Origin of the sequence: Actinokineospora fastidiosa (assembly GCF_014648415.1) — a bacterium.
Taxonomy (GTDB): Bacteria; Actinomycetota; Actinomycetes; order Mycobacteriales; family Pseudonocardiaceae; genus Actinokineospora; species Actinokineospora fastidiosa.
In genome coordinates this window covers 982817-1003494 of record NZ_BMRB01000002.1, presented here as the reverse complement: position 1 = coordinate 1003494, position 20678 = coordinate 982817, and the positions used below count along the sequence as shown (strand labels likewise).

19 protein-coding genes are annotated in these 20678 nt (G+C 73.1%); 5 read left to right on the top strand and 14 right to left on the bottom strand.

What is annotated here, in order from left to right; all coding sequences use genetic code 11:
• Positions 1-4 precede the first annotated feature (4 nt).
• From pgl to tkt, 6 genes are all read right to left on the bottom strand, one after another.
• Positions 5-745: a 6-phosphogluconolactonase gene (gene pgl, locus IEY98_RS14505; RefSeq protein WP_189210954.1), complete on the bottom strand. Its 741-nt coding sequence runs from the start codon at positions 743-745 to the stop codon at positions 5-7.
• Positions 742-1908 (bottom strand): glucose-6-phosphate dehydrogenase assembly protein OpcA, encoded by a 1167-nt coding sequence (gene opcA / locus IEY98_RS14500; protein WP_189210953.1) that lies wholly within the window; start codon positions 1906-1908, stop codon positions 742-744. Before opcA ends, pgl begins: the two co-directional genes overlap by 4 nt.
• On the bottom strand, positions 1905-3437 hold the full coding sequence (zwf, locus tag IEY98_RS14495) for a glucose-6-phosphate dehydrogenase (RefSeq protein WP_189210952.1): 1533 nt from the start codon (positions 3435-3437) through the stop codon (positions 1905-1907). The genes opcA and zwf overlap by 4 nt, the downstream gene beginning before the upstream one ends.
• Positions 3434-5035: a phosphoglucose isomerase-related protein gene (locus tag IEY98_RS14490; protein ID WP_189210951.1), complete on the bottom strand. Its 1602-nt coding sequence runs from the start codon at positions 5033-5035 to the stop codon at positions 3434-3436. The genes zwf and IEY98_RS14490 overlap by 4 nt, the downstream gene beginning before the upstream one ends.
• A gap of 28 nt (positions 5036-5063) precedes the next feature.
• Positions 5064-6194: a transaldolase gene (gene tal, locus IEY98_RS14485; protein WP_229786906.1), complete on the bottom strand. Its 1131-nt coding sequence runs from the start codon at positions 6192-6194 to the stop codon at positions 5064-5066.
• Between the two features lie 70 nt (positions 6195-6264).
• Positions 6265-8373 carry a transketolase gene (gene tkt, locus IEY98_RS14480; RefSeq protein ID WP_229786905.1) on the bottom strand — a complete coding sequence of 703 codons (2109 nt, stop codon included), beginning with the start codon at positions 8371-8373 and terminating at the stop codon, positions 6265-6267.
• A gap of 303 nt (positions 8374-8676) precedes the next feature.
• Here tkt and IEY98_RS14475 point away from each other — a divergent pair, with 303 nt between their 5' ends.
• Positions 8677-9615 (top strand): heme o synthase, encoded by a 939-nt coding sequence (locus IEY98_RS14475; RefSeq protein ID WP_189210948.1) that lies wholly within the window; start codon positions 8677-8679, stop codon positions 9613-9615.
• Positions 9616-9673: 58 nt separating this feature from the next.
• Here IEY98_RS14475 and IEY98_RS14470 read toward each other — a convergent pair whose 3' ends face one another.
• Positions 9674-9814 carry a hypothetical protein gene (locus IEY98_RS14470; RefSeq protein WP_189210947.1) on the bottom strand — a complete coding sequence of 47 codons (141 nt, stop codon included), beginning with the start codon at positions 9812-9814 and terminating at the stop codon, positions 9674-9676.
• A 215-nt stretch (positions 9815-10029) separates the two neighbouring features.
• Between IEY98_RS14470 and IEY98_RS14465 the strand changes: the two genes are divergently transcribed.
• Complete coding sequence (locus tag IEY98_RS14465) at positions 10030-12789, top strand: ATP-binding protein (protein ID WP_189210946.1); 2760 nt, start codon at positions 10030-10032, stop codon at positions 12787-12789.
• On the opposite strand, the gene IEY98_RS14460 is transcribed toward IEY98_RS14465, so the two are convergent.
• From IEY98_RS14460 to IEY98_RS14445, 4 genes are all read right to left on the bottom strand, one after another.
• On the bottom strand, positions 12771-13271 hold the full coding sequence (locus tag IEY98_RS14460; protein WP_189210945.1) for a DUF6328 family protein: 501 nt from the start codon (positions 13269-13271) through the stop codon (positions 12771-12773). The genes IEY98_RS14465 and IEY98_RS14460 overlap by 19 nt on opposite strands.
• An 82-nt stretch (positions 13272-13353) precedes the next feature.
• Positions 13354-14013 (bottom strand): HD family phosphohydrolase, encoded by a 660-nt coding sequence (locus tag IEY98_RS14455; protein WP_189210944.1) that lies wholly within the window; start codon positions 14011-14013, stop codon positions 13354-13356.
• Positions 14014-14057: 44 nt separating this feature from the next.
• On the bottom strand, positions 14058-14690 hold the full coding sequence (locus IEY98_RS14450) for a hypothetical protein (RefSeq protein ID WP_189210943.1): 633 nt from the start codon (positions 14688-14690) through the stop codon (positions 14058-14060).
• Between the two features lie 5 nt (positions 14691-14695).
• On the bottom strand, positions 14696-15697 hold the full coding sequence (locus IEY98_RS14445; RefSeq protein WP_189210942.1) for a hypothetical protein: 1002 nt from the start codon (positions 15695-15697) through the stop codon (positions 14696-14698).
• A gap of 206 nt (positions 15698-15903) precedes the next feature.
• On the opposite strand from IEY98_RS14445, the gene IEY98_RS14440 reads away from it, so the two are divergent.
• On the top strand, positions 15904-16458 hold the full coding sequence (locus IEY98_RS14440) for an FKBP-type peptidyl-prolyl cis-trans isomerase (RefSeq protein ID WP_189210941.1): 555 nt from the start codon (positions 15904-15906) through the stop codon (positions 16456-16458).
• 6 nt (positions 16459-16464) lie between these two features.
• Here IEY98_RS14440 and IEY98_RS14435 read toward each other — a convergent pair whose 3' ends face one another.
• A complete protein-coding gene (locus tag IEY98_RS14435) occupies positions 16465-17433 on the bottom strand; it encodes a quinone oxidoreductase family protein (RefSeq protein WP_189210940.1) in 969 nt (322 codons plus the stop codon).
• Positions 17434-17515: 82 nt separating this feature from the next.
• Between IEY98_RS14435 and IEY98_RS14430 the strand changes: the two genes are divergently transcribed.
• Positions 17516-17821, top strand: coding sequence for a hypothetical protein (locus IEY98_RS14430; protein ID WP_189210939.1), 306 nt, complete (start codon positions 17516-17518; stop codon positions 17819-17821).
• Here IEY98_RS14430 and IEY98_RS14425 read toward each other — a convergent pair.
• Positions 17818-18732: a COX15/CtaA family protein gene (locus IEY98_RS14425; RefSeq protein WP_189210938.1), complete on the bottom strand. Its 915-nt coding sequence runs from the start codon at positions 18730-18732 to the stop codon at positions 17818-17820. The two genes, IEY98_RS14430 and IEY98_RS14425, sit on opposite strands and share 4 nt — an antisense overlap.
• Positions 18733-19066: 334 nt before the next feature.
• Here IEY98_RS14425 and IEY98_RS14420 point away from each other — a divergent pair, with 334 nt between their 5' ends.
• Positions 19067-19510, top strand: a complete 444-nt coding sequence (locus IEY98_RS14420; protein WP_189210937.1) for a helix-turn-helix domain-containing protein — start codon at positions 19067-19069, stop codon at positions 19508-19510.
• Here IEY98_RS14420 and IEY98_RS33290 read toward each other — a convergent pair.
• Positions 19497-20642: a GyrI-like domain-containing protein gene (locus tag IEY98_RS33290; protein ID WP_189210936.1), complete on the bottom strand. Its 1146-nt coding sequence runs from the start codon at positions 20640-20642 to the stop codon at positions 19497-19499. The two genes, IEY98_RS14420 and IEY98_RS33290, sit on opposite strands and share 14 nt — an antisense overlap.
• Positions 20643-20678 lie beyond the last annotated feature (36 nt).

Below are 20678 nucleotides of genomic sequence, written 5' to 3'. Positions count from 1 at the left end.
GGGGTCAGGCGGCTGGGGGAGCGGGCACCTTCGCCGCGGCGGCGGTGTCGACCAGCCAGAGCGTGCGCTCCCGGCCGCGGGCGCCTGCGGCCGGCAGCTGCACCTCGTCGGCGCCGGACAGCGCCATCGCCACGGCCTCGGCCTTGTTCGCGCCCGTCGTCATCAGCCAGACCTCCGTCGCCTCGCGCGCGGCGGCCAGGGTCAGGCTGACCCGGGTCGGCGGCGGCTTGGGGCAGTCGCGGACGGCCACCACCGGGCGCTCGGTCTCGTAGACGGCGGGGGAGGTGGGGAACACCGACAGCGTGTGCCCCTCCTCGCCGACGCCCAGCAGCAGGATGTCGAAGGCCAGGCGGTCGGCGACGAGGGAGGCGTACGCCGCGGCGGCCGCGTCCGGGTCGTCGCCGAGGTCGCCGTCGGACGGGGCCATCGGGTGCACGCGGGCCGGGTCGACCGGCACGTGGTCCAGCAGGGCCGCCCGCGCCTGCGTCTCGTTGCGCTCGGGGTCCCCGGCGGGCAGGAAGCGCTCGTCGCCCCAGAAGACGTCCACCGCCGACCAGTCGACGGCCCCGCACGCCGCCGAGGCGCGCACCTGCTCCAGCACCGCGATGCCCGTGCGGCCGCCGGTCAGCACCAGCGACGCCGACCCGCAGGCGCTCTGCACGTCCACCAGCCGTGTGATCAGCCGGGCCGCCGTCGCGGCGGCCAGCAGCTCGGGCGAGCGGTGCACGACGACCTGGTGGCTCATGACGGGGTCCCGGCGGCCGAGTCCACCTGGTCGTCCTTCTTCGCCCGGCCCGACTTCGCCTTGCCGGACGCCTTCGCCTTGGCCGCCTTGGCGGGCGGGCTCTTCGGCGCGGTCCCGGGGTGCTCGGCCTTCTCCGCCGGGCCGGGGCGGGCCGCGGCGACGGCCTTGGCCCGGCGCGCCGACGGCTTCGGGCTCTCCTCCGGCTTCGGCTGCGCGGGCTTGACCTTCGGCTTGGGCGCGCTGCGGGTGCGCTCGATCTTCGGCAGCGCCTTGAGCGTGTTCTCGTAGATCTCGTCGGGGTCGAGCCGCCGCAGCTCCTCGGCGAGGCAGTCGCGGATCTCCCGGCGCTGCAGGGCCACCCGGCGCGCGGGCTGGCCCGGCTGGACCAGGGTGCCGACCTTGCCGTCCGGGCGCTCCAGCTCCACCAGCCCGGACCGGCGCTCCAGCGCCACCGCGCAGATGCCCTGCCCGGTGGTCGAGCGCACGCGCCGCACCGGCACCCGCAGCCGCGAGGCCAGCCACGCGGCCAGCAGGTCCGTCGACGGCGAGTCGCCCTCGCCGGTGACCGTCGCCGACGACACCCGCTCGTACGGCGGCAGGTCCAGCGCAGCGGCCAGGACCGCCCGCCACAGCGTCAGCCGGGTCCACGCCAGGTCGGTGTCGCCCGCGGTGTAGTTCCGCTGCCGCACCTCCAGCGCCTTGATCGGGTTCTTCTCCGCGGCCGAGTCGGTGATCCGCCGCGTCGCCAGCCGCCCGATCGGGTCCTCGGCGGGCCGGGCGGGCGCCTCGGACGGCCACCACGCCACCACCGGGGCGTCCGGCAGCAGCAGCGGGATGACGCAGGACGCGCCCTCGTCGGCCAGCGCGCCGTAGAGCCGCAGCACGATGACCTCGCTGGCGCCCGCGTCGCCGCCGACGCGGATCTGCGCGTCCAGCCGCGCCGCTGCCTTCTTCGCCCCGCGCGCCACCACGATCACCCGGCACGGGTGCTCGCGGCTGGCGTCGTTGGCAGCGTCGATGGCGTCCTCGGTGCGCTCGCCGTCGTCGGTGACGATGACCAGGGTGAGCACGCGGCCGAGGGTGTTCGCCCCGCCCTGCTCGCGGACCTGGACGAGTTTGGAGTTGACCTGCGACGTTGTCGTCGAGGGCAGGTCGATGATCACGGCCGCCTCCAGTGCCTGCCGGTACGCGCCAACATCTGATCCGCCGACGGCGGGCCCCACGTGCCTGCCGGGTAGTCCTCCGGCTTGCCCGCGGTCTGCCAGTACTTGAGCACCGGCTCCAGGATCTCCCAGCTCAGCTCGACCTCCTTGTTCACCGGGAACAGCGAGGGCTCGCCGAGCAGCACGTCGAGGATCAGCCGCTCGTAGGCCTCCGGGGAGGACTCGGTGAACGAGTGGCCGTAGCTGAAGTCCATCGACACGTCGCGGACCTCCATGGTGCTGCCGGGCACCTTGGAGCCGAACCGCAGCGTCACGCCCTCGTCCGGCTGCACCCGCACCACCAGGGCGTTCTGCCCCAGCTCCTCGGTGGAGGTCTGGTCGAACGGCAGGTGCGGGGCGCGCTTGAACACGACCGCGATCTCGGTGACCCGCCGCCCCAGCCGCTTGCCCGTGCGCAGGTAGAACGGCACGCCCGCCCAGCGCCGGGTGTTCACCTCCAGGGTGATCGCGGCGTAGGTCTCGGTGGTGGAGTCCTTGGCGAAGCCCTCCTCCTGCAGCAGGCCGGGCACCTTCTGCCCGCCCTGCCAGCCGCCCGCGTACTGCCCGCGCGCGGTGGTCTCGGCGAACGGGCCGGTGGCCCGGGTCGCCTCCAGCACCTTGATCTTCTCGGTGCGCAGCGCCGACGGGCTGAACGAGACCGGCTCCTCCATCGCCGTCAGCGCCAGCAGCTGCAGCAGGTGGTTCTGGATGACGTCGCGGGCGGCGCCGATGCCGTCGTAGTAGCCCGCGCGCCCGCCGAGGCCGATGTCCTCGGCCATGGTGATCTGCACGTGGTCGACGTAGTGCGAGTTCCAGATCGGCTCGAACAGCTGGTTGGCGAAGCGCAGCGCCAACAGGTTCTGCACCGTCTCCTTGCCGAGGTAGTGGTCGATGCGGAACACCGACTCCTCGGGGAAGACGTCGTTGACGATGTCGTTGAGCTGCTTGGCGCTGGCCAGGTCGTGCCCGAACGGCTTCTCGATGACCACCCGGCGCCACTCGTCCTGCGAGGTGGGCTCGGCCAGCCCGCAGCGCGCGAGCTGCTTGGTGACCACCGGGAACGCCCCCGGCGGGATCGACAGGTAGAACGCGTGGTTGCCGCTGGTCCCGCGCGCCTCGTCGAGGTCGCTGACGGTCTTGGCCAGCCGGTCGAAGGAGTCGTCGTCGTCGAAGCTGCCCGCGACGAACCGGAAGCCCTCGGCCAGCCGGTCCCACACCGCCTCCCGGAACGGGGTGCGCGCGTGCTTGCGGACCGCCTCGTAGACGACCTGCCCGAAGTCCTGGTCGGCCCAGTCCCTGCGGGCGAAGCCGACCAGCGAGAAGCCCGGCGGCAGCAGGCCGCGGTTGGCCAGGTCGTAGATCGCGGGCATCAGCTTCTTGCGCGAGAGGTCGCCGGTCACCCCGAAGATCACCAGGCCGCACGGCCCGGCGATCCTCGGCAACCGCTTGTCCCGCTCGTCGCGCAGGGGGTTCGTCCACATGCGGGTCACCTCGACACCTCGGCGAGGGTGTGCACCAGGTGGGCAAGGCCCGCGGCGCGGTCGGTCAGGTGCAGGCGCAGCACCGGCCGGTCCAGCCCGGACAGCACCTGGCCGTCGCCGACGGCCTGCGCGAGCTGGAGCACGCCCAGGCTGTACGGCCGGTCCGGCACGTCGATGTCGGTCTCCGGGTAGCCGGTGATCTGCAGGAACACGCCGTTCTGGTGGCCGCCCTTGTGGTACTGGCCGGTCGAGTGCAGGAACCGCGGCCCCCACCCGAAGGTGGTCTGCAGCCCGGTCTTGCGGGCCAGCTCGGGGCGCAGCACGGCCGCGGAGGCGTCGGCGATGCGGTCCAGGTACGCCTGCACGGCGATGTAGCCGAACTCCGGCGCGGACCCGGTGAGCACCTGCAGCGCCTCCACCAGCGTCGTCACGCCGTCCGGGGCGCCGTGCACCTCGATCGGCCCGTCCAGGAAGGACTGGCCGGACCCGGCCTGCTCGGTCGGGTTGTCCAGCAGCGCGCGGGCCGCCTTCTTCGCCGCCTCGACGTCGGGCTGGTCGAACGGGTTGATGCCCAGCAGCCTGCCCGCGAGCGCGGTGGCGTACTCCCACAGCAGGAACATCCCGCCGAGACTGCCCGAAGTGGACACCGCCCCGCCCGGCCCGATGGCCACGGCGGTGGCGTCCTCGCCCGCGTCGGCGAACCCGGGGGCCTCCGGACCCTCCACGACGACGGGCAGCAGGCCGGTGCCCTCCTTGCCGGTGGACTCGGCCACCAGCTGTTCGGCCCAGTCGCCGAACCCGGTGATCCCGGAGCCGGTGTCGGCCAGCACCACCTTCTCCGCGCCCCGCGCGTGCGCCGCCGACAGCGCGGCGGCCAGCAGCACCGCCGGGTTGTCGGCGCTGTCCTGCGACAGCGTCCTGGCCGTCGCGGCGGCCTCGTCCAGCAGCGCGGCGACGTCGGCGCCCGCCAGGCCGGAGGGCACCAAACCGAACGCGGTCAGCGCCGAGTAGCGCCCGCCCACGTTCGGGTCGGCCTGGAAGACCCGCCGGTAGCCCGCCGCCAGGTCCTCCAGCGGCGAGCCCGGGTCGGTGACGACGACGATCCGCGAGCCCGCGTCGATGCCCTCGGCCTCGAACGCGGCGGCGAAGATCCGCCGGTGGCTGTCGGTCTCCACGGTGGAGCCCGACTTCGACGACACCACCACGACCGTGCGGTCCAGGTCGCCCGCGAGCGCGTCGGCGACCTGGCCGGGGTCGGTGGTGTCCAGGACGATCAGCGGCACGCCCGCGGTGGCGGTGATGACCTCGGGGGCGAGCGACGAGCCGCCCATGCCCGCCAACACGACCCGATCGACGCCCTCCGCGCGCAGCTCCGCGCGGAGGGCGTCGATCTCGGCCAGCAGCGGCCGCGAGGTCTCGTGCAGCGTGGTCCAGGACAGCCGGATGGCCGCCACGGCCTCGGCGGCCTCGCCCCACAGCGTGTGGTCCTGCGAGGTGAGCCGCGACGCCGCCCTGTCCGCGACGAGTTGGCCGACGAGAGGGGCCGCCTCCTCGGACAGCCGCTCGTCGTTGATCGTTACTGCGACTTCTCCGGGGTGGTCTGCCATCTGCGGCGTCAGCCCTCTCCTCGTCCTGTTACTTCTCGGCGGCGTCCAGCTGGCCCTGAACCGTCTCCAGGAGCTCGGTCCAGGACTTCTCGAACTTGTCCACGCCCTCGTTCTCCAGCGCCAGGTACACGTCGGTGACGTCGATGCCCACGCGCTCCAGCGCCGCGTAGACCTCGCCCGCCGCGTCCGCGGTGCCCGTGACGGTGTCGACGAAGGCGTCACCGGTGATCCTGCCGTGGTCGGCGACCGCGTGCAGGGTCTTTTCCGGCATCGTGTTCACCGTGTCGGCCACGACCAGCTGGTCGACGTAGAGCGTGTCCGGGTAATCCGGGTTCTTCACGCCCGTCGAGGCCCACAGTGGACGTTGCGGGCGGCCGCCGTCGGCGGCCAGGGCGGCGAACCGCTCGCCCGCGAACACCTCCTGGAACGCCGCGTACGCCAGCCGGGCGTTGGCCAGTGCGGCCTTGCCCTTGAGGGCGACAGCGTCATCGGTGCCGATGGCATCCAACCGCTTGTCGACCTCGCTGTCCACTCGCGACACGAAGAACGAGGCGACGGAGTGGATCGAGCGCAGGTCGTGCCCGTTGGCCTTGGCCTGCTCCAGGCCGGCCAGGTAGGCGTCCATGACCAGCCGGTAGCGCTCGACGGAGAAGATCAGCGTGACGTTGACGCTGACGCCCTCGGCGAGCGTGCGGGTGATCGCGGGGATGCCCTCCTCGGTGGCCGGGATCTTGACCAGCAGGTTCGGCCGGTCCACGGCCTTCCACAGGTCGAGCGCCTCGGCCACGGTCGCGTCGCAGTCCTTGGCCAGGCGCGGGTCGACCTCGATGGATACCCGGCCGTCCACCCCGTCGGTGGCCTGCCAGACGTCGCGGAACTTGTCGCAGGCGTGCCGCACGTCGGCGGTGGTCAGCTCGCGCACGGCCTCCTCGAGGGACGCCCCGCGCGCGGCCAGCTCGCGCACCTGCTCGTTGTAGGACTCACCGTCGGCCAGGGCGGTGGCGAAGATCGTCGGGTTGGTGGTGACGCCGACGACGTGCTTGTCCCGGATCAGCTCGTCCAGGTTGCCCGACTGCAGCCGCTCGCGGGACAGGTCGTCCAGCCAGATGGACACCCCGGCCGCGGAGAGCCTGCCGAGCAGATCGGTCTTGTCGCTCACGACGCCTCCTCGCAGGCTCCGAGGCGGCGCTCGCGCTGGCCCTGTGTCATTGGTTCGCTCGTAAACTCGCTCACTTGGTGCCTCCATTCGCGCTGAGGGAGCGGCGGGCCGCGGCCACGACGGCCTCGGTGGTGAACCCGAACTCGCGGAACAGGGTCTGGTAGTCCGCCGACGCCCCGAAGTGCTCGATCGAGACGATCTCGCCCGTCCGGCCGGTGAAGCGGTGCCACGGCTGGGCGATGCCCGCCTCGACCACGACACGCGCGTGCACGGTCGGCGGGAGGACGGTGTCGCGGTAGGCCTCGTCCTGGGCGTCGAACCACTCCACGGACGGCATCGACACCACGCGGGTGGGGATGCCGTCGGCCTCCAGCACCCGGCGCGCCTCGACCGCGATCTGCAGCTCCGAGCCGGTGCCGATCAGGACGACCCTCGGCACGGTCTCGGAGTCCTCCAGGACGTAGCCGCCGCGGGCCACGCCCTCGAACGCCTTCTCCCTGGTGTTCTCGAGCACGGGCAGGTTCTGCCGGGTCAGGCACAGCCCGACCGGCTGCGTCGACTGCGACAGGATCGCCTTCCACGCCGCCGCGGTCTCGTTCGCGTCGCCGGGGCGCAGCACGACCAGGTTCGGGATGGCGCGCAGCGCGGCGAGGTGCTCGATCGGCTGGTGGGTCGGTCCGTCCTCACCGAGGCCGATCGAGTCGTGCGTCCAGACGTAGGTGACCGGCAGGCCCATGACCGCCGCGAGCCGGACGGCCGGGCGCATGTAGTCGCTGAACACCAGGAACGTGCCGCCGTACGGGCGGGTCGGGCCGTGCAGCACGATGCCGTTGAGGATCGAGCCCATGGCGTGCTCGCGGACGCCGAAGTGCAGCGTGCGGCCGTACGGGTTGGCCGTCCACTCCTTCGTCGACGACGACTCCGGGCCGAAGGAGTCCGAGCCCTTGATCGTGGTGTTGTTGGACTCGGCCAGGTCGGCCGAGCCGCCCCACAGCTCCGGCAGCAGGCCGCCGACGGCGTTGAGCACCTCGCCGGACGCCTTGCGGGTGGCGACGCCCTTGGCGTCGGGCTCCCAGGTGGGCAGCGCGTCGGCGAAGCCGTCCGGCAGCCGGTACTCGGTGGCGCGGTCCAGCAGGGCGCGGCGCTCGGGGTTGGCCGCGGCCCACTCGCCGAACCTCTGCTCCCAGGCGGCGCGGGCGGCCTTGCCCCGCTCGGCGACCTGGCGGGCGTGCGCCAGCACCTCGGGGTCGACCTGGAAGGTGCGGGCCGGGTCGAAGCCCAGGATCTCCTTGACGGCGGCGACCTCGGCGTCGCCGAGCGCGGCGCCGTGGGCCTTGCCGGTGTTCATCAGGTTCGGCGCCGGGTAGCCGATCACCGTGCGCAGCAGGATGAACGACGGCCTGCTCGTCTCGGCCTTGGCAGCCTCGATCGCGGCCAGGATGCCGGTGACGTTCTCGCCGCCCTCGACGACCTGCACGTGCCAGCCGTAGGCCTCGTAGCGCTTGGCCACGTCCTCCGACAGCGCGATGGCGACGTCGTCCTCGATGGAGATCTGGTTGTCGTCGTAGACCACGACGAGGTTGCCGAGCTCCTGGCGGCCCGCGATGGACGACGCCTCGGAGGTCACGCCCTCCTCGATGTCGCCGTCGGAGGCGATCACGTAGACGAAGTGGTCGAAGACGCTCTCGCCCGGCGCGGCGTCGGGGTCGAACAGGCCGCGCTCGCGGCGGGCGGCCATGGCCATGCCGACCGCGGAGGCCAGGCCCTGGCCCAGCGGGCCGGTGGTGATCTCCACCCCCGCGGTGTGGCCGTGCTCCGGGTGGCCCGGGGTCTTCGAGCCCCACGTGCGCAGCGCCTTGATGTCCTCGATCTCCAGGCCGTAGCCGGAGAGGAACAGCTGCAGGTAGAGGGTGAGGCTGGAGTGCCCGCAGGAGAGGACGAACCGGTCGCGGCCGATCCACTCGGGGTCGCTCGGGTCGTGGCGCATCACGCGCTGGTAGAGGGCGTAGGCGAGCGGGGCCAGGCTCATGGCCGTGCCGGGGTGGCCGTTGCCGACGTTCTGCACGGCGTCCGCGGCGAGCACCCGGATGGTGTCCACCGCCCGCCGGTCGAGGTCGGTCCAGTCGTCGGGCACCGAGGCTGTGGTCAGGTTCTCTGGGACGTCACTGCTGGCGGACACGGACTTCGCGCTCCCACTTCCATAGTTGTAGGCGGTTCGTCGCGCCCAGCACACCAGACGGCTGGGTTGCCACGACCCGCAGGTCATCCCTGGTCCGGGGCAAGCCTAGTCGTAGCCGGACGCGCGCTGTGATCTGTGACTGAACTCGGCCCGGCCGCGCCACCCGATACGGGCACCCGACCCCTTCGCGGCTACCATTCCGTACTGTGCCGCGTACCCGCGCGGCGTTGGACGCAAACCCCGCGCGACCCCAGTGACCTGCGTCTCAGGGGATCGGGCGCGCCATCAGTGTTGAGGAGCGAGATGCCGTCGGTGACCCCAGTGCCCGCCGACGCGCCCACCGCTCCCTCCCGGGGCGACGTGCTGCGCGCCTACGTGGCGCTGACCAAGCCGCGGATCATCGAGCTGCTGCTCGTCACCACCGTCCCGGCCATGCTGCTGGCCGAGCGCGGCATCCCGTCGCCGTGGCTGGTGCTGACCACGCTCGTCGGCGGCACCATGGCCGCGGGCAGCGCCAACGCGCTGAACTGCGTGGTCGACGCCGACATCGACGCGGTCATGAAGCGCACCAAGTCGCGCCCGCTGGCCCGGCACGTCGTGCCCGCGCGCAACGCCATGGTCTTCGGCGTGGTGCTCGGCGTGCTGTCCTTCGCCTGGCTGTGGGCCACGACGAACCTGCTGGCCGCGGCGATGGCCGTCGGCGCGATCCTGTTCTACGTCCTCGTCTACACGATGGTCCTCAAGCGCCGGACGGCGCAGAACATCGTGTGGGGCGGCGCGGCGGGCTGCATGCCGGTGGTGATCGGCTGGGCCGCGGTGACCGGCGACGTGGGCTGGCCCGCGCTGGTGATGTTCGGTGTGATCTTCTTCTGGACCCCGCCGCACTTCTGGGCGCTGGCGATGAAGTTCCGCGACGACTACGCCAAGGCGGGCGTGCCGATGCTGCCCGTGGTGGCCACGCCGACGCAGGTCGCCAAGCAGATCGTCGTGTACTCGTGGGTCATGGTCGCCTGGAGCATGCTCCTGCTGCCCGCGACCGGCTGGGTGTACCTGGCCTTCGCGGTCCTGGCCGGGGGCTGGTTCCTGGTCTTCGCCCACCGCCTGCACACCGCGGTCAAGCGCGACGAGCCCGCCAACCCGATGAAGCTGTTCCACCTGTCGAACAGCTACCTGACCCTGCTGTTCCTCGCGCTCGCCGTGGACTCCGCGCTGGGCCTGCCGGTGCTCGGCTGGCCGTTCTGATCTGTCCACTCCGGACATGACGGCGGGCGCTCCCGGGGGAGCGCCCGCGTCGCGTCGATCAGTTGTGGGTCATGTCCGGGGTCACGTTGTGGGTCATGCCGGGGTCGTCGGACGCCGCCGCGGCGCCGCTGACCGCCAAGACCCCCAGGATGCTCGCCGTCGCGACGGCGAGCGCGGCGATGACCTGCCGCACGCGCATGGGAACTCCGTTCGTTTGACCGGCCGTGGTGTCGGATCTGCCGAGGGAGACGGGCGTTTCGGCTGGTGATCAGCGTCTCAGTGGCAGTCGACACCGGTGGCAACCCCGGGTGAACGACGAGCCAATGGCGCTCTACGGGCGCGGTCGTAGGCCGATCGGATTAACCGCTGATCCAAGATCTGTTCACCTCGATTTCACCTCTCTACAGTGCTTTCATGTCCGCACCCGTCCTCGGCCGCCGCCCTGAGCAGGCCAGGCTCGACCGGTGGCTGGACGACGCCCGGGCTGGCCGCGGCCGGGCGGCGCTGATCGAGGGCGAGCCCGGCATCGGCAAGACCGTGCTGGTGCGCGCCGCGTGCGACCGCGCCGAGCGCTCGGGCATGACCGTGTCCTGGGGCGCCTGCGACGAACTGGGACAGCGACTGCCGCTGCTGCCGTGGCTGGACGCGCTGCGCGTGCGCGACGGGGGCGGGGAGCGCCGGGCCGCGGTCAACCGGCTGCTGCGCGGCGAGGCCCCGGTGGGCGCGGACCCGGTGACCGCCGCGGCGGAACACCTGGTGGCGCTGGTCGGCGAGGCGGGCCCGGCGGTGGTCGTGCTCGACGACCTGCAGTGGGCCGACCGCGCCACGGTCGCGCTCTGGTGCGCGCTGGCCCGCAGGGCGGCCGACCTGCCGCTGCTGCTCCTCGGCACGGCCCGGGACGTGCCGAGGCGGGCCGAGCTGGCCGCCGTCCGCCGGGCGACCAGCGCGCAGAGCAGGCTGCGGCTGGCCCGGCTGACCGAGCGGGAGGCGCGCGACCTCGTCGGCGCGCTCGCGGGCGGACCGCCCGGGCCCCGGCTGCTGGCCATGGCCGAGGAGGCGGCGGGCAACCCGCTGTACCTGACCGAGCTGGTCGACGCCCTGCGCCGGGACGGGGTGGTCGCCGTGGCCGACGGGGTCGCCGAGGTGACCGGCGACCCGGCGCCCGGGTCGCTGGACGCCGCCATCGCCCACCGCCTCGACTTCCTCCCGGCCGACGTGCGCGCCGTGCTGCGGGCCGCGGCGCTGCTCGGCGTCGAGTTCGCCCTCGCCGACGTCGCCGTGGTGCTCGACACGCGGGTCGCCGCGCTGGTGACGGCCGTGGACCACGCGCTCGCCGCGGGCGTGCTCTGCGGGTCGGGCCCCGAGCTGCGGTTCCGCCACCCGCTGATCCACCGGGTCATCTACGACGGCATGCCCGCCGGGTTGCGCGGGGCGTGGCACGAGGAGGCCGCCCGCGCGCTGGCCGCTGCGGGCGCGCCGGTCGAGCGCGTGGCCCGGCAGTTCCTGCGCGGCGTCCACCGCCCGCACGGCTGGGCAGCGGACTGGCTGGCCACCGCGGCGCCCGCGCTGATCGCGCAGGCCCCCGCGGTGGCCATCGACCTGCTGCAACGGGCGGTCGACGCGGGCGCCCCGCTGGCGGGCAGGCTCGCCGACGCGCTCTACCGCACCGGTGAGCGCGCGCGGGCCGAGGCGGTCGCGGCACGGGCGCTGGAGGCGTCCACCGACCCGGACGAGACCGCGGACCTGCACTGGACCCTGGCCCAGTGCCGCGCGCTCGACGGCCGGGGCGCGGAGTCCCTGGCGACCCTGGCCGACGCGCTGGCCCGGCCCGGCCTCGACGGGCGGCACCGGGCGCGGCTGCTCGTGCTGTCCGCGCGCGCCCACCGCGACATCGGCGAGGTCGACCGGGCGGGGGAGGTGGCCCGGTCGGCGCTGGCCTGCGCGGAGGAGGCCGGGGACCGCTGGGCGGTCGGCTGGGCGCTGCACGTGCTCACCGTCGTCGCGGTGATGCGCGGGGAGATGGCCGCGGCGCTGCCGCTGTTCGAGCGGGCGCTCGCCGTCACCGGCGCCGACCCCGCCCTGCTCGACCTGCGAATGCTGCTGCAGATCAACCAGGCCGTCGCGCTCGGCGACCTCGACCGCTACCCGGAGGCGATCGCCGCCGCCGAGCAGGTCAAGGCGCTGGCCGAGGGGACGGGCGCGCTGGTCCGGCTCGCGCAGGCGCACAGCGCGCTGGCCGAGCTGCGCCACGACACCGGCCGGTGGGACGACGCGCTCGCCGGGGTCGCCGCGGTGCCCGCCGAGGCCAAGGACCCCGGCGTGGCCTGCTGCGACCACGGCACCGCCGCGGTGATCCTGCTGCGCAGGGGCAACCCCGAGGCCGCGGCCCGGCACCTGGCCGCCGCCGAGGCGCCCGCCCTGCGCATCGGCAGCCGCACGATCGCCGCGCTCGCCCTGGCCCGCAGCCTCGCCCGCGAGTGCGCGGGCGACCCGGCGGGAGCGCTGGCCGTGCTGGTCGCGTCGCTGTCCGGCGGCGGCGAGGAGGCCGAGGAGATGGAGGACCTCATCCCCGACGCGGTCCGCCTCGCCGTCCAGCTCGACGACCGGGGGACCGCGACGTTCGCCGCGGGGATGGCGGAGAAGCTGGCGCAGGACTGCGCCATCCCGCACCGCGCGGCCGCGGCCGCCTACTGCCGGGGTGTCCTCGCGGCCGACCCGGCCGAGCTGATGGCCGCCGCCGAGCGCTACCACGCCGCCGGTCGCCCGTTCGGCAGGGCGCGGGCGCTGCACCAGGCGGCCGTCGCCTTCGCGGGCCTCGGCGAGGCGACCGAGGCGCGGACGGCGTTCACCCAGGCCGACGACCTCTACGCCGGACTCGGCGCGACCTGGGACGCCGCCCGCCTGCGCGCCGCCCTGCGCGGGCACGGCATCCGCCGCGGTCCCCGCGCCCAGCACCGCCGCGCCCGCACCGGGTGGCCGAGCCTGACCCCGACCGAGGGCCGCGTGGCCGCGCTCGTCGCCGCGGGGCTGTCCAATCCGCAGATCGCCGACCGCCTCGTGCTCTCCCGGCGCACGGTGGCGACGCATGTCTCGCACATCCTGGCCAAGCTCGGCGTCGCCTCGCGGACCGACATCGCCCGCGAGGCGACGCGCCGCTACCGGGAGTCCGGCTGACGGCCGTGCCTGCGCGTCCACAGTGGAACCGCGAACCACCACAGCCCGAACCAGCACAGCACGCCCCCGGTCAGCCAGCGGGCCTGAGGTCCGCCCACGACCACGTCCAGCACCAGCAGCAGCGACGCGCCGATCGCCAGCATCAGCAGGGTCAGCCCGGCCAGGGTGAACATCGCCGTCGCGTGGACCAGGCGGTGTTTGAGGCCGCGGCGGAACACCAGGCGGTGGTAGGCGGCCGGGGCTATCAGCAGCGCCGTCGCCGAGGCGCCCAGGACCAGCGCGACCACGTAGACGTCCTCCTGGAAGCCGGTGATCTCCGGGAACCTCGGCGTGAACGCGAGCGCGAGCAGGAAGGCCAGCAGGAACTGCACCCCGGTCTGGGCGACCCTGACCTCCTGCAGCTGCTCGCCGTAGTTGCGGGCCAGCCGCTGCCGGGGCGACTCGTCGTGCTCGTGCGGGACTGGCGGCGACTGCGTGGTCATGGCGCGCTCCGTGGGGTCGTGGTGGTCACCCCACTGTCGCCGCGCGCCGCGCCCGAGACATCGGCACGCTGACCGAGATCGGTCAGCCGACCGCCGCCAGCAGCCGCTCCACGGTCGGGTCGTCGAGGGACTCCTTGATGCACCGCCACAGTTGCAGATTGGCACTGGCCCACCGGGAGTACTGCGCGGCCGCGGCGGGGGAGTAGAAGTAGAAGCCCTCGTCGTGGACGTCGCACTGCTCGCCGACGATCTTGTCGGCCAGCTCCCGCAGCGTGACGTTGTTCTCCGCCAGGTACCGGTGCGCCAGCACCACCGGCGTGACGGGCAGCGCCTTGAACAGGGTGTCCGCGTCCGAGAGCGCCTGGGCCTCGCGGCTGATGCCGCGGTGGCGGGTGCGCATCTCGGCCTCGTCGACGATGGCGTCGATCCAGTCCACCGTCGGGCGGGGCACGCCTGCGTCGGCCAGCAGGCGCCTGCGCAGGCCCGAGCCCGCCGCGGCCGCCGAGTTGCGGCGGACCAGGTAGTTCACGTCGTGCACGAGGGCGGCGACGGCCACCACGGGCACGTCGGAGCCGTTGGCCGCAGCGAACTCCACCGCCTTGTCGCGGACGAACCCCACGTGGTGCCAGCCGTGGAACGGCAGACGGCGGGCATGGCGCTCGCACAGCGCGCGGACGCGGTCCTCCACGTCACCGATGATCGCGCTGCTGATGGTGGGTGCGTCGATGGTCGGCGCTGACATGTGACCCCTCCCGTTCGTTCGGGTGGGGTCGATGGTAAATCGTGTCAGATGCGCCGGGTCAGCTCCGGAAGCCGACACTCGACCGGCACGTGCCGGTGTCCGAGGCCGCTCACCGGGTCGTAGGACAGGCTCCACTCCGTGACCGGGCGCGACTTCACCAGGAACGTCATGGTGCCGTCCAGCGCGGTGGGGATGCGGTGGAACTCGCTGGCCAGCAGGTAGCCGGTGGTGCCGGTGTCGTAGTCGGCGCCCCGGGTCATGGCGACCGAGTCGACCAGGCCGGTCACCGGGTCCACCCGGGTGGCGAACCGCTCGTGGCGGTAGCCGCCGCTGAGGATGACGGTGCAGAAGTGGTAGCGGTGGTTGTGCACCGAGTCGGCGTACCCGGCGCGCCAGTCCCGCTGCGGCTTGTACTCGTGCAGCCAGAACGAGAACGGCTCCGCCCGCTCGTCGCGCAGGCACCAGGCGAAGTGCGTCGTGGTCTCCCGGGACCGCGCGACCAGCGCGGCGGACTCCGCCGGGTCGAGTCCGGCGAGGTGGCGGCGCACGGCCGCCCTGGGCGGTCGTCCGTCCACCCAGGACTCGAACACGGCGTGCACGGTGTCCCATCCCGGGCCTCGGGGCTCGCGCAGCAGCCGGTCGGCGAGGTCGGGCAGCGCGTGGACGCGGGTCAGCAACGGTATCAACTCTCCAGTTCGGCCTTGGCGGAGAAATCCCGGCGGAAGCCGTGGAAGGCGGCCTCCAGTTCTCCGAAGCCGTCGTCGGTCAAAGCGGTCCCGGTGACCCGGGCGAACTGCGCGGCGAACTCCGCGCGGCCGGTGTCCGGGGTGATCACCAGTCGGCGGGCGTCGCGGGTGGCGTGGAGCCTGCCGAAGTCGGCGCGCTCCATGCCGTGGATGAACGAGCTCTCGGCGAACCGCAGCGTCCTCGGGTAGGGCGACGGGGCGGCCGGGTCGCTGTAGAGGGTGATCCACACGCTGTCGTCGAACATCTCCACGCGGTCCAGCGGCGGGTCGGCGACCACGGTCACGTCGATGCGGGTGCACCGGGACCGCGCGAGGAACAGCCCGACCAGGCCGATGCGGATCTCCTCGTGCAGCTCGTCGCGGATCTTGTCGAGATCGGTGTCCGCGCCCTCCCTGCGGGCGATGTAGCGGGCCCGGCCGCTGATCGCGCTGCGCTCGCGCGGGTCGGCGACCACGGCCCTGACCTCCCACTCCGACCGCGCGGCCAGCAGCCGCACGGCGGCGTAGCGGCCGGAGAACCCGCGGAACCAGTACTGCTTGGCGCGGCGCAGGTCCTCCATCATGAGCGCGTTGAACGCCGGGTCGGGCTCGACGCTGGCCTCGAACACGTGCGTGGGGAAGAACTCCTGGTTCAGCGAGCGGTACTCCTCCGACAGCTCGCGCAGCGCCTTGCGACTCTCCTCGATCAGCGGGTTCAGCATCGCCTCGCGCGTGGCGCGGGCGGTGATCAGCGTCTGTCCGAACCCGACCACGGCCGATACCATCGTGCCGGTGGCCACCGCGGTCAGCAGACTCCTCCCGGTGCCGGTGTCCAGCGAACTCGACGCCCAGAACGCCAGTCCGGACACCACCAGCAGGGTGGTGAGCAGCAGGGTGGTCCTGGTCCAGAAGATCTCGTGGATCCGGTGGGTGCGGAGGCCGGTGGCGTCCGCGGGCAAGGCAGGTCACCTCCTCGGCGGACGGCCGTGCGGCACTGGAGCGGGCAGCAGTCGCTGCTTTCAGTATCCGAACGGGCGCGAGCAGTCACTTTACGCGCGAAGATCGTGCGGGCATATGCGCAAAACGGGTGAGACCCAGAGTGACCACAAACGGCCCAACCGCCCTCACGGTCGCCTCACACGGTGAGCGCTTAGAGTCCGCCGTTATGCGCATCCTCGGTCCCACCGTGGCGACGGCACTGCTCGCGGCTCTCACCGCCTGTGGTCAGCAGTCCGCCCCGGGCAACGAGCCCACCCTGCCCGAGTCGCCGACGACGGAGATCGCCACCGCCGTCGAGTGCACCGCCGACGACATCACCGTCGAGGGCGAGGCGGCCACCAAGCCGAAGGTGACGCTGCCGGACACCTGCTCCCCGCCCACCAAGCTGCTCAGCAAGGACCTGACGCCGGGCAGCGGCGCCGAAGCCGAGCAGGGCGACACCGTGCTCGCGCACTACCACCTCACCACGTGGTCGAACCGCCAGGTGCTGGACAACTCCTGGGACCGCGGCGAGCCGTTCCCCGTCGCGAACCTGGGCAACGCGCGGGTGATCGACGGCTGGAACGAGGGCCTGGTGGGCATCAAGCAGGGCGCGCGCAGGCTGCTGGTCGTCCCGCCGGACAAGGGGTACGGCCCGGGCGGCAACGGCGTCGCGCCCGACGAGACGCTGGTGTTCGTGATCGACGCCGTCGCCGTAACCGACGACTCCGGGAAGTCCTGAGTAGACCTACGGGATGAGCAGCACCTTGCCCGTGGTGCGCCTGCCCTCCAGGTCCTCGTGGGCGGTGCGGGCGTCGTCGAGCGCGTAGGTGGCGCCGATCCGGACGGACAGCTCACCCGCGAGGACGGCGTCGAACAGGTCGGCCGCGCGCCCGCGCAGCTCCTGCGTCGTCACCACGTGGTCGGCCAGCGTGGGCCGGGTCAGGAACACCGAGCCCGCCCGGTTGAGCCGCTGCGGGTCGACCGGCGGGACCGGGCCGCTGGCCGCGCCGAACAGGGCCAGCACGCCGCGCCTGCGCAGCGAGTCGAGGCTGCCGTCGAAGGTGCTCGCGCCGACGCCGTCGTACACCGCGGCGACGCCCTCGCCGCCGGTCAGCTCGCGCACGGCCGGGGCGAAGTCGACCTGGTCGTAGCGGATCACCTCGGCCGCGCCCGCCGCCCTGGCCAGCTCGGCCTTCTCCGCGGTGGACACCGTGCCGATGACGCGGGCGCCCCGCGCGGTGGCGAGCTGGGTCAGCAGCAGGCCGACCCCGCCCGCGGCGGCGTGCACCAGCACCGTGTCGCCGGGCTGCACCGCATAGGTGGAGGTCAGCAGGTAGTGCGCGGTCAGGCCCTGCAGCATGAGGGCGGCCGCGGTCTGGTCGTCCACGCCGTCGGGGACGGGCACGGCGGCCGCGACCGGCACGACGACCTGGGCCGCGTAGCTGCCCAGGGTGCTCGACCAGGCGATGCGGTCGCCCACCTTCGCGTCGGCGCCCTCGCCGACGGCGGTGACGGTGCCCGCGCCCTCCAGGCCGATCCGGAACGGCAGCGGCAGGGGATAGGCGCCGCTGCGGTGGTAGGTGTCGATGTAGTTCACGCCCGCCGCGGCGACGTCGACCAGGACCTCGCCGGGACCGGGGGACCCGGGCTCGGCCTCGGTGACGGTCAGGACCTCGGGGCCGCCCGTCTCGGACACCAGGACTGCTGTGGGCACGCGCGCCTCCTTCTCGCTCTCGTCGAGTGGAACCGATCACGACCGCCCGGTGTTCCCGGGCCCCGCGCTCTAGGCTCCCCGCATGGCGACTGAGACCGAGAAGCCCAGCCCTACCGCGGTGAAGGCTGCCACCGCGTTCGTCGGCGCGCACGGCAAGCCCGCGCGCGCCGTGGCGGAGAACGTCGGCCTCGCCGGGGTGCGCGTGGTGCTCGTCGGCGCGGACGGCGCGCTCGGCGACGTCATGGTCGCCTCCATGGCGGCGGCCGACGCGCTCGTCGAGCGGGTCGACGGGCTGGAGGCGGCCGAGGAGTGGGACCGCGAGACGGTCGCGGCGACCAGGATCGGCGCGGGCCACCGGGCCAAGATGGCGGCCCGCACCCGGGGCTAGGCGCGCTCGCGCGGGTGCGCGGCGCTCCACAGGGCGGCGGCGGCGACGATGACCGCCATCGCCCCGAGGACGTGCAGGGCGACCAGCAGCTCGGGGACGCCGAGGGCGAACTGGGTGAAGCCCAGCGCGCCCTGGGCGAGCACGACGGCGACCAGCACGATGTAGTGCCGCCACAGCCTCCGCGACCCGACCCGGCGCAGCATCAGGCCGACGGCGACCAGCAAGCCGAGGAACGCGTACAGGAACGCGGCGTGCACGTGCGCCATGGTCTCGAGTTCGACGTCGAGGCGCGGGGTCAGCGCGTCGCCCGCGTGCGGCCCGGCCCCGGTGACGAAGGTGCCCGCGATCAGCAGGGCGACCAGCAGCGCGGCCATCGCCTGGAGCGTGCGGCCCAGCACCGGCGGCCCGACGGGGCGCGGCGGCCCGTCCTGCTCGTCCACGGCGTAGACCAGCAGCACCGCCAGCCACACCATGACCGCCGAGGCCATGAAGTGCACGGCGACCGTCCACCACAACAGGTCGAACCGGACCGTGATCCCGCCGATCACCGCCTGCACGGCGACACCGATCGGCATGATCAGCGCCAGCCTGACGTAGCGGGAGCGGCGCGGGCGGTCGAGGTAGGCGGCGGCGAACGCGGCGAACGCGATCAGCCCGACCACGCCGGTGAAGAGCCGGTTGCCGAACTCGATCCACTGGTTGAGGTCGGCGTACTCCGGGTGCTCCGTGGGCACCATGCTGCCGGGGTGGCACTCCGGCCAGGTGGTGCACGCCAGCCCGGACCCGGTGACCCGCACGATCGACCCGGTGACCGCGATCAGCGCCTGGGTGACGACGACGGCCCACGCCAGCGACCGCTGAGTGCGCCGCGAAAGCGGTCGGACGGTGTCAAGGCGGGTCTTCAGGCTCACCGCTGAATCGTAGGACGTGCGCGGACGCGCGATCCCGGCGGTGGTCTCCTACCGTGTCGCCCGTCTCACTGCGTGCCCAATGACAAAAGTGTGGCCATGTTCGCGATTCGTCCCCACGGAGCGATCACAGGGCACTACACTACGTCGCGGAAGGCGGCCTCCCCCATCGCCTTCCTTCAGCTACCGCCGGACGGTTCGCTCCCCCCAACGGGCCGTCCGGCGGTAGCGCCACCCCTCACGGGTAAACCTATACTGCTTGTGCAGGCGTTTCAACACTGGTGCAATTGCCGGTGGGTGTGTTCGACGGTTGTCGAGCGCCACCGGGAGGGGTGTCATGGAACTGGGGACCGGCAGCCTGGCCGCCAAACTCAACCGTCTGGTGGCCACGGTGCACCCGGCGGGGCGCGGGCCGTACACGAACGAGGAGATCGCCGCGGCCATCCGCGACGAGCAGAACGTCGAGCTGACCCACAGCGCGGTCTCGGCGTGGCGGCGCGGCACCCGCGACAACCCGAGCTTCCGCCATCTGGCCGCCCTGGCCAAGTTCTTCGGCGTCCCCATCGCCTACTTCAGCGACGACGCCGAGTCCGCGCGCATCGATGAGCAGCTCGACCTCATGGCCGCCTGGCGCGACAGCCAGGTGCGCGCGATCGCCATGCGCGCGGGCGAGCTGTCGGAGGCCGGGCGCGCCGCCCTGCTGGAGATGGCCATCCGCGTGCGCGACATCGAGCGCGCCGCGTCCAAGCCCGGCGTGACCGACCCCGCTACCCGCGCCTGACCGGCTGCCGCAGAACGGTCCTCAGCTTCTCGGGCGGGGTCCGCCGCGCGTCGCTGAGGTAGATCTCGTGGTGGTCGCCGTTGAAGGTCAGGCCGTTCTCGGGCAGGAACCGGTTGTGGAGCCGGTCCAGGGTCGGGGTCTCGTCGTCGTAGGGCCCGATGTGCAGGATCTGGACGCAGGTCCCCTCGGCGAGCGTGAGCGGCCGGACGTCGCCGAGCGCGGGGAGGTCCTTCTTCCTCGCCGCGGTGTCGATCGCGGAGTGGACCATGTCGTCGGTGATCCACGCGGGCATGCTGATCAGCATGGTCCACTGCCAGCTCTCCTTGCGCCGGGCCGTGAACATGCTCGGATCGTCCGCTCGCCACAGTCCCTCCAGCGGTCCGACCACGAAGTCGCGGCCGGTGGCCTTGGCCGCGAACTTCGCCGTGTAGGCCACCGTGTACAGGGCCTCGACCGCGTTCGCGTACGCCGGTGAGGTGTTGGGGTCGCCGCGACCGTCGACCGCGATGTAGCGGAGTTCGGGCACCTCGACGACGGTGAAGTCCCGCGACGAGGGGGAGTAGAGGTCCTTGTGGGCCTTCTTGATGTCGTACTTCTCCACCGCGGACTCCTTCGTGAACGCGTTCAGCGTGGCCTGTGTCCAGTCGACATCGGCCCTGAGCATGGCCTCGCCGTAATCGAAGATCGCCGAAGCCGCGGAGGGCAGGGGTTCCCGGGCGGCGCGAGCCGCCCGCACGTCCGCGAGTTCTCCGCGCAGGGCCGCCAGGCGCTTGGTCAGCCCGGCCACCACGTCGGCGTCGGGCAGTCCGGGGCTGTTGGCCATGCCGATGAGGACGCGGGGGCGCGGCGGCGTCAGCGTGGCCAGCGCCTCCCGGGTGGCGTCGGCGCACAGCTCGCGGCCCGCCTCGGTGGCGCGGAAGGTGACGCGCGACTTCCCCGACGGCGGCGCGCCGGTCGCCTCGATCAGGCCGCGCTTGGCCAGCTTGTCGAGCACGTAGTAGATGGAGGAGAAGCCGAGCGCCGTCCACGCGCGCATGCCGCGCTCCTCGATGACCCGCTCCAGGTCGTAGCCGTGGCGGGGCTGCTCGACGAGCAGCCCGAGCACGGTCAGCTCGCCATCGGTCAGCGACATAGGCGCTATTCTAGCACTGGAATAGCGGCGGAAATC

Excerpts from the sequence above, each read along its gene's own strand:
- pgl (WP_189210954.1), bottom strand. The coding sequence starts at position 745 with ATGAGCCACCAGGTCGTCGTGCACCGCTCGCCCGAGCTGCTGGCCGCC.
- IEY98_RS14490 (WP_189210951.1), bottom strand. The coding sequence starts at position 5,035 with ATGGCAGACCACCCCGGAGAAGTCGCAGTAACGATCAACGACGAGCGG.
- IEY98_RS14475 (WP_189210948.1), top strand. The coding sequence starts at position 8,677 with ATGCCGTCGGTGACCCCAGTGCCCGCCGACGCGCCCACCGCTCCCTCC.
- IEY98_RS14470 (WP_189210947.1), bottom strand. The coding sequence starts at position 9,814 with ATGCGCGTGCGGCAGGTCATCGCCGCGCTCGCCGTCGCGACGGCGAGC.
- IEY98_RS14465 (WP_189210946.1), top strand. The coding sequence starts at position 10,030 with ATGTCCGCACCCGTCCTCGGCCGCCGCCCTGAGCAGGCCAGGCTCGAC.
- IEY98_RS14460 (WP_189210945.1), bottom strand. The coding sequence starts at position 13,271 with ATGACCACGCAGTCGCCGCCAGTCCCGCACGAGCACGACGAGTCGCCC.
- IEY98_RS14455 (WP_189210944.1), bottom strand. The coding sequence starts at position 14,013 with ATGTCAGCGCCGACCATCGACGCACCCACCATCAGCAGCGCGATCATC.
- IEY98_RS14440 (WP_189210941.1), top strand. The coding sequence starts at position 15,904 with ATGCGCATCCTCGGTCCCACCGTGGCGACGGCACTGCTCGCGGCTCTC.
- IEY98_RS14430 (WP_189210939.1), top strand. The coding sequence starts at position 17,516 with ATGGCGACTGAGACCGAGAAGCCCAGCCCTACCGCGGTGAAGGCTGCC.
- IEY98_RS14420 (WP_189210937.1), top strand. The coding sequence starts at position 19,067 with ATGGAACTGGGGACCGGCAGCCTGGCCGCCAAACTCAACCGTCTGGTG.
- IEY98_RS33290 (WP_189210936.1), bottom strand. The coding sequence starts at position 20,642 with ATGTCGCTGACCGATGGCGAGCTGACCGTGCTCGGGCTGCTCGTCGAG.